The 7,625-nt window shown below is 64.6% G+C and carries 6 protein-coding genes; all 6 read left to right on the top strand.

The annotated features are described in order from the left end of the window. The first annotated feature begins 10 nt into the window (after nt 1–10). The 6 genes from VGV07_RS03520 (at nt 11) to VGV07_RS03495 (ending at nt 7,570) form a co-directional block, all read left to right on the top strand. Nucleotides 11–1,618 carry an ABC transporter substrate-binding protein gene (locus VGV07_RS03520; protein ID WP_414649908.1) on the top strand — a complete coding sequence of 536 codons (1,608 nt, stop codon included), beginning with the start codon at nt 11–13 and terminating at the stop codon, nt 1,616–1,618. Nucleotides 1,619–1,678: 60 nt separating this feature from the next. Continuing rightward, the gene (locus tag VGV07_RS03515; RefSeq protein WP_326867304.1) at nt 1,679–2,686 is read left to right on the top strand and encodes an ABC transporter permease subunit; all 1,008 of its coding nucleotides are present in this window, start codon (nt 1,679–1,681) and stop codon (nt 2,684–2,686) included. Then, nucleotides 2,686–3,591, top strand: a complete 906-nt coding sequence (locus tag VGV07_RS03510) for an ABC transporter permease subunit (RefSeq protein ID WP_326867303.1) — start codon at nt 2,686–2,688, stop codon at nt 3,589–3,591. The genes VGV07_RS03515 and VGV07_RS03510 overlap by 1 nt, the downstream gene beginning before the upstream one ends. A gap of 4 nt (nt 3,592–3,595) precedes the next feature. After that, the gene (locus tag VGV07_RS03505) at nt 3,596–4,432 is read left to right on the top strand and encodes an ABC transporter ATP-binding protein (RefSeq protein ID WP_326867302.1); all 837 of its coding nucleotides are present in this window, start codon (nt 3,596–3,598) and stop codon (nt 4,430–4,432) included. After that, nucleotides 4,432–5,268 (top strand): dipeptide ABC transporter ATP-binding protein, encoded by an 837-nt coding sequence (locus VGV07_RS03500; protein WP_326867301.1) that lies wholly within the window; start codon nt 4,432–4,434, stop codon nt 5,266–5,268. The genes VGV07_RS03505 and VGV07_RS03500 overlap by 1 nt, the downstream gene beginning before the upstream one ends. A 76-nt stretch (nt 5,269–5,344) precedes the next feature. Beyond that, complete coding sequence (locus tag VGV07_RS03495; RefSeq protein WP_326867300.1) at nt 5,345–7,570, top strand: bifunctional diguanylate cyclase/phosphodiesterase; 2,226 nt, start codon at nt 5,345–5,347, stop codon at nt 7,568–7,570. The last annotated feature ends 55 nt before the right edge of the window (nt 7,571–7,625 follow it).

The following is a 7,625-nucleotide window of genomic DNA, read 5'->3' as shown; positions in this document are numbered from 1 at the left end:
GACAACCATCATGCATTTGATGAAAACCCTGCTCGCCGCCACTGCGCTCGTCGCGGTGATGGGCGGCAGCGTCTATGCCAAGCAGCTCGTGTTCTGCTCGGAAGCCTCGCCGGCGCACTTCGACCCCGGTCCGACCACCGGCGGTAACGACTTCGACGCCAGCTCGCGCACCATCTATGACCGCCTCGTCGAGTTCGAGCATGGCGGCACTGCCGTCATTCCGGGCCTCGCTGAGAGCTGGGAAGTTTCCGCCGACGGGCTGGTTTACACCTTCAAGCTCCGCTCTGGTGTGAAGTTCCACACCACCCCGTACTTCACGCCCACCCGCGACCTCAACGCCGACGACGTGATCTTCTCGCTCGAGCGTCAGTGGAAGGAAGACAACCCGTGGAACAAGTACCTCGAGGGCATCTCGTGGGACTACTTCCAGGGCATGGACATGCCCAAGTTCCTCAAGTCGGTCGAAAAGGGCGCTGACGACCTCACCGTCGTGATCACGCTGAACGAACCCAACGCGCCGATGATCGCCAACCTCGGCATGGACTTCGCTTCGATCGTGTCGAAGGAATACGCCGACCAGTTGCTGGCCAAGAATGACCCGGCCGCGCTTGCCGATTTCTCCAACAAGCCGGTCGGCACGGGCGCCTTCGTGTTCGTCGATTACCAGACCGACGCCGTCATCCGTTACCAGGCCTTCGCTGACTACTGGCGCGGAAAGGTAGCGCTCGACGACCTGATCTTCGCCATCACCACGGATCCGGCGGTGCGTGCGCAGAAGCTGAAGGCCGGCGAATGCGACATCATGAGCTATCCCGCTCCGGCCGACGTGGCCGGCCTGCAGGATGATGCCAACCTCCAGGTGATGGAGCAGGAAGGCCTCAACATCGGCTACATGTCGTACAACACCACGATCGCTCCGATGGACAACGCCAACGTCCGCAAGGCGCTGTCGATGGCTATCAACAAGACGGCGATCGTCGACGCGGTCTATGAAGGCGCTGGCCAGGTGGCCAAGAACCTGATCCCGCCGACCATGTGGTCCTATGACGATGCGATCGTCGACACCACCTACGATCCGGAGGCGGCCAAGAAGATGCTGGCCGATGCCGGCGTGTCGGGCCTGACCCTCGACCTGTGGGCCATGCCGGTATCGCGTCCGTACAACCCGAACGCCCAGCGCGTCGCTGAGCTGATCCAGGCCGACTGGGCCGCTGTCGGCGTCACCGCCAACATCGTCACCTACGAGTGGACCGAGTACCGCGAGCGCGGCAAGCAGAAGGACCGCCCGGGTGCGTTCCAGATCGGCTGGACCGGCGACAACGGTGATCCGGACAACTTCTTTGCGACGCTGTTCTCCTGCTCGGCTATTGGCGTTTCCAACTACTCGAGCTGGTGCAACGACGACTTCGAGAAGACCATCCAGGACGCCAAGAAGGTCTCCGACCAGGCCGAGCGTACTGCGCTCTACACCAAGGCCCAGGAAATCTTCAAAGCTGAAGAGCCGGCGATGACCATCGCCCACTCCAAGGTCTTCATGCCGATGAACAAGCGCGTCATGGGTTACACCATGGACCCGCTCGGCATCCACCGCTTCGACAACGTCGACGTCACTGAATAAGACAAGAAAAACTGAAGGGCAGTGCTTTGACCAGCGCTGCCCTTTGGCACATCATAAGTAATGTTGCGCTTCATCCTTCAGAAACTGGCCCTGATCGTGCCGACCATCATCGGCATCACGATCGCGTCCTTCGCCTTCATCCGCCTGCTCCCCGGCGACCCCATCCTCGCGATGGCCGGCCAGCACGGCGTCACCCCCGAACGCTATGAGATCCTGAAGGAACAGTTCGGCTACAACCTGCCGATCTGGCAGCAATATTTCAACTACGTGGCCGGCGTCCTGCAGGGCAATTTCGGCATCTCGCTCGCCACCAAGCGGCCGGTGATCGATGAGTTCCTGACGCTGTTCCCCGCGACCGTCGAGCTGGCGCTGTTCGCCATGCTGATCGCCGTGGCGCTCGGCATCCCCGCCGGCATCTTCGCCGCCATCAAGCGCGGCTCGTGGTTCGACCAGATCACCATGGGCGTGGCGCTTGCCGGCTACTCGATGCCGATCTTCTGGTGGGGGCTGCTCCTCATCATCTTCTTTTCCGGCTATCTCGGCTGGACTCCGGTTTCGGGCCGTATCGCGCTCAACTTCTTTTTCCCGCGCATCACCGGGTTCATGCTGATCGACAGCCTGCTCGCCGGTAAACCCGCTGGCTTCGTCTCGGCGCTGCGCCACCTGATCCTGCCGGCCATCGTGCTCGGCACCATCCCGCTCGCCGTCATCGCGCGGCAGACCCGTTCTGCCATGCTGGAAGTGCTGGGCGAGGATTACGTCCGCACCGCCCGCGCCAAGGGGCTCGACCCCAACCGTGTCGTCGGCGTGCACGCTTTCCGCAACGCGCTGATCCCGGTCGTCACCACGATCGGCCTCCAGGTCGGGCTGCTGATGGCCGGCGCCATCCTGACCGAAACGATCTTTTCCTGGCCGGGCATCGGCAAGTGGATGATCGACTCGATCAGTAAACGTGACTACGTCTCGGTGCAGTCGGGCCTGCTGCTTATCGCGTTGATCGTCATGGCGGTGAACCTCATCGTCGACATCCTCTACGCCGTCATCAATCCGCGCATCAGGGTGCAGTGATGGCCGCAGAAACCACCACCACGACCTCCCCCGCTCCCGGCCGCTTCAGCGGTCTGCGCGAGTTCTGGTACTACTTCTCGATGAACCATGGCGCGGTGCTAGGCCTCGCCGTGTTCCTGCTGCTGATCCTCGTGGCGATCTTCGCGCCGGTGCTGGCGCCCTTCTCGCCCGACCAGCAGTTCCGCGAGTTCATCCGCATGGCGCCACCCTGGGCCGGGGGCACGCAACCGCAGTTCTTCCTCGGCACCGACGAGGTCGGACGCGACATCCTTTCGCGCCTGATCCACGGGGCGCGCTATTCGCTGATGATCGGCTTCATCGTCGTCACCGGCGCGCTGATCGTCGGCGTTACCCTGGGGTTGCTCGCCGGTTATTTCCGCGGCTGGGTCGATGCGCTGATCATGCGGGTGATGGACATCATCCTCGCCTTCCCCTCGCTGCTCTTGGCGCTGGTGCTGGTGGCAATCCTCGGGCCCGGCCTGTTCAATGCCATGCTGGCCATCGCGCTGGTGCTGCAGCCGCACTTCGCCCGCCTGACGCGCGCCGCGGTGCTGAGCGAGAAGAGCCGCGAATACGTCACCTCGGCCAAGGTTGCCGGCGCCAGCCACATCCGGCTGATGTTCATCACCATCCTCCCCAACTGCCTCGGGCCGCTGATCGTCCAGGCGACGCTGAGCTTTTCCAACGCCATCCTCGAGGCGGCGGCACTCGGCTTCCTCGGCATGGGCGCGCAGCCGCCGACGCCGGAATGGGGCACCATGCTGGCCCGTGCCCGCGAGTTCATCACCAGCGCCTGGTGGATCGTCACCATGCCCGGTCTCGCCATCCTGATCACCGTGCTCGCCATCAACCTGGTCGGCGACGGCTTGCGCGATGCGCTCGATCCCAAGCTCAAGCGGAGCTGAGGCGATGCACCTGCTCGAAGTCAAAAACCTCACCGTCAGCTTCGATACCTCGGTCGGCGTGTTCAACGCCGTCAAAGGCATCGATATCCATGTCGATGCCCGCGAAGTGCTCGCCATTGTGGGCGAGTCCGGCTCCGGCAAGTCGGTGGCCATGCTGGCGGTAATGGGCCTCCTGCCGCCCACCGCGCATGTCAGCGCCGACAAGATGACGTTCGACGGCAAGGATCTGCTCGCCCTGTCGGCTGCCGACAAGCGCAAGATCATCGGCAAGGACGTTGCCATGATCTTCCAGGAGCCGATGACCAGCCTCAACCCCTGCTTCACGGTGGGCTTCCAGATCGAGGAAGTGCTGCGCTTCCACCTCGGCATGGGCAAGGCCCAGCGCCGGGCTCGCGCCATCGAACTGCTCGACCAGGTCGGTATTCCCAACCCGGCGGAGCGGCTGAAGTCCTACCCGCACCAGATGTCGGGCGGGCAGAACCAGCGCGTCATGATCGCCATGGCCATCGCCTGTAATCCCAAGCTGTTGATCGCCGACGAGCCGACCACCGCGCTCGACGTCACCATCCAGAAGCAGATTCTCGACCTCCTGGTGCGGCTGCAGGCCGAGCACGGCATGGGCCTGATCATGATCACCCACAATATCGGCGTCGTCGCCGAAACCGCCGATCGCGTGGTGGTGCAGTACAAGGGCCGAAAGATGGAGGAGGCGGGCGTGCTCGAGCTCTTCACAGCGCCCAGGAGCAACTACACGCGCGCGCTGCTCGCGGCGCTGCCCGACAACGCCACCGGCGACCGCCTGCCGACCATTACCGGTGCCAATTTCGAGGAGGCGGTGTGATGTCGACCGTCCTCGAAGCCAGAAACCTGGTTCGCGACTATCATATCGGCGGCACCCTTTTCGGCGGCGGCCGCACCGTGCATGCGGTCAAGGGCGTCAGCTTCAAGCTCGAGCAGGGCAAGACCCTCGCGATCGTCGGCGAGTCCGGCTCGGGCAAGTCGACGCTGGCCCGCATCCTGACGCTGATCGACCGGCAGACCGACGGTGAGCTGCTGATCGATGGCGAAACCATCGACATCAAGAAGACCGGCGTGACTGCCGCCATGCGCCGCAAGGTGCAGATCGTCTTCCAGAACCCCTATGGCTCGCTGAACCCGCGCCAGAAAATCGGCAATGTGCTGATGGAGCCCTTGCTGCTCAACACCGACATGCCCGCCGCCGAACGGCGCGACCGTGCGCTCGACATGCTGGTGAAGGTCGGGCTGCAGCCCGAGCACTTCAACCGCTATCCGCACATGTTCTCGGGTGGCCAGCGCCAGCGCATCGCCATCGCGCGCGCCATCATCCTGAAACCCTCGCTGCTGGTGCTCGACGAGCCGGTCTCGGCGCTCGACCTGTCGGTGCAGGCGCAGATCCTCAACCTGCTCGCCGATCTGCAGGATGAGTTCGGGCTCACCTACGTGTTCATCAGCCACGATCTGAGCGTCGTGAAATACATCGCCGACGAGGTGATGGTGATGTACCTGGGCGAGGCGGTGGAGCAGGGGACGCGCGAAAAGCTGTTCTCCAACCCCGAGCATCCTTATACCCGCTCGCTGTTTGCCGCGACGCCGCGCGCCGATGTCGAAAGCATCAAGGCGCGGTTGGCGAGGAAAGCGGCCCTGGCTTCGGCCTGATCTGCCGCACACTTTAAGCCGGTGTTAAGCGGCGGCTCGTAGCGTTCGGCGATGCTTCCCACGCCGGTGTCACGACTTGCCCAAAGCTGCCAAAAGCACGTCGGCTTCGGCTGTTAGCGCCCGCAGCGCGCGCAAGCCGGCGCGCCGGTCGGCATTACTGAACTTCACCCTGTGGATCGCCCTGCCGGCGGTCGCCGTGTATTTCGGCGTCTGCGCGCTGGTGTTCGTCGCCATGCACCTGATGAGCGCCGAAATGAACGCCATCGATTCCGACCGCGGCAAGAGCGCCATCGGCGCCGCCGTCGAGTCGCTGGTGGTCGGGCTCGCCGAGAGCACCGCCGATGAGGCGACCTGGACCGAGGCCTATATCAACACCTATATCGAGCCCAACCCGGCCTGGCTCGACAGCGTCTGGGGTGCCACTGCGCGCATTTCCGATACCTACGACACTGCCATCCTCACCGACGTGAACGGCACTATCATCTTCGGCGAAACCAGCCGCGGACCAGTGACCGGTGCGCTCGCCGACCTGTTCAGTGGGGTGCCGCAACTGCTCGAACGGCTCGAGGCCGGCATCGCCAAGGCCGGCGATGATGCGACCGTCTCCAATCTGTCGCGCAACGCCCGCGGCGCCGCGGCACTCGCCGGCGCCGTCGTCCACGGTAATTCCGGCCAGGCCAGTATTCCGCGCGAGCAGCGGCGCATTCTCTGGCTCGCGCGCCAGCTCGACGACATCATGCTGCGCGATGTTGCCACTCGCTTCCAGCTGCCGCTGCCGCGGCTGGTCGAGGTGCCCAAGCCCGACCACGACGCAATGGCGCTCACCGATGCGGCGGGAGCCGATATCGCCACCATCGACTGGCCGCCGCGCCGCCCGGGCGATCCGGCCTTCGCCCACACCGCCACCATCGCGGTGCTGGTGATGCTGATCATCGGCGGCCTGATCTTCGTCGTGCTCGCCGCCTTCCGCCACTCGATCAAGCTGCGCACCGCATCGGAGGAGCGCGACTGGTACAATGCCCGCTATGACGGCACCACCGGGCTCCTGAACCGCTTCGGCCTCGAGGAGCACATCGCCCAGTCGATCCCCAGGAAGCGTGGCGAACTGCCGGTCGCCGTGAGCCAGATCAACATCGATGGCCTGCAGGATATTGTGGGGCTCTATGGTCGCGAGGCCGCCAATGAATTGCTGGCCGCCCTGTCCGACCGGTTCGAGGCGATCACCGACGGGCAGGCCATCCTCGCTCGTACCAGTCCGACCGAGCTGTCGCTGGCGCGCCTCGGCGATGATGCTGCCGAAAAGATCCGCGATTTCGCCGATCGTATTCTCGCCGGCGCCGCCGACCCGGTGCCGGTCGGCAATCTCAAGCTCAAGATCGGGCTGAGCATCGGCGTCGCCGATGCACCGACACAGCGTGATAACGTTGGCAACCTGATCCGCATGGCCGAGACTGCCGTGGCGCGGGCGCGCGAGACCGGCGGCAACCACACCGTCGCCTATGACCCCGCGATCGAAGACGAGCGGCGCCGCCGCATCGAATTGCAGGCCGATATCCGCCGCGGACTGGAGGCCGGCGAGTTCGACCTCGAGTACCAGCCGATCATCGATTTCCGCACTCAAGCCATTCTCGGCGTCGAAGCGCTGATGCGCTGGAACCGCCGTGCCGCCGGCCCGATGGGACCGGGAGAGTTCATTCCGGCCGCCGAGGCCTCCGGCCTGATCGACGACCTCGGCATGTTCGCGCTGCGTCGCGCCATCGAGGAGATCGGCCCCCTCGGTGATCTGAAGATCTCGGTCAACGTCTCGCCGGCCCAGCTGCGGAACCCGGCGCTGCCGCAAACGGTGTTCGCGACACTCGACGAATGGGGTGTCGCCGCCGGCCGGCTGCAGTTGGAAGTCACCGAGTCTTTTCTGGTGTCCCACCCCGATCGAGCCATCCGGCTGATCGAGCAGCTGCGCCAGTCCGGCATCATCATCGCGCTCGACGACTTCGGCACCGGTTACTCGTCGATCGGCTACCTGAAGCAGTTCCAGTTCGACCGGGTGAAGCTCGATCGCTCCTTGGTCGCCGAGATCGACAGCGATCCGGTGCAGGCGGCACTGGTCGAATCCACCATGATCTACGCTTTCGCCATGGGCCTCGCCGTCACCGCCGAAGGTGTCGAGCGGCGCGAGGAAGCAGCGCTGCTCTCTCGCCTCGGCTGTCGCGAGTTCCAGGGCTACCTGTTCGCCCGCCCGCTGCGGCTCGCCCAGCTCGAACGACTGTTGCAGGGCGGCGAGGCAATGCGTGAGGCGAGTTAACTAACGGTTGACCTCTGCCGCTGGTGCGTGCCGACCCCCACCCTTGATCCCTCCC

Origin of the sequence: Devosia sp. (assembly GCF_035944845.1) — a bacterium.
Lineage (GTDB): Bacteria > Pseudomonadota > Alphaproteobacteria > Rhizobiales > Devosiaceae > Devosia_A.
This window is presented reverse-complemented; position numbering and strand designations above follow the sequence as displayed.

What these genes read in the sequence shown, in the direction of transcription:
- VGV07_RS03500 (WP_326867301.1), top strand. Translation starts at nt 4,432, where the DNA reads ATGTCGACCGTCCTCGAAGCCAGAAACCTGGTTCGCGACTATCATATC.
- VGV07_RS03510 (WP_326867303.1), top strand. Translation starts at nt 2,686, where the DNA reads ATGGCCGCAGAAACCACCACCACGACCTCCCCCGCTCCCGGCCGCTTC.
- VGV07_RS03520 (WP_414649908.1), top strand. Translation starts at nt 11, where the DNA reads ATGCATTTGATGAAAACCCTGCTCGCCGCCACTGCGCTCGTCGCGGTG.
- VGV07_RS03505 (WP_326867302.1), top strand. Translation starts at nt 3,596, where the DNA reads ATGCACCTGCTCGAAGTCAAAAACCTCACCGTCAGCTTCGATACCTCG.
- VGV07_RS03515 (WP_326867304.1), top strand. Translation starts at nt 1,679, where the DNA reads ATGTTGCGCTTCATCCTTCAGAAACTGGCCCTGATCGTGCCGACCATC.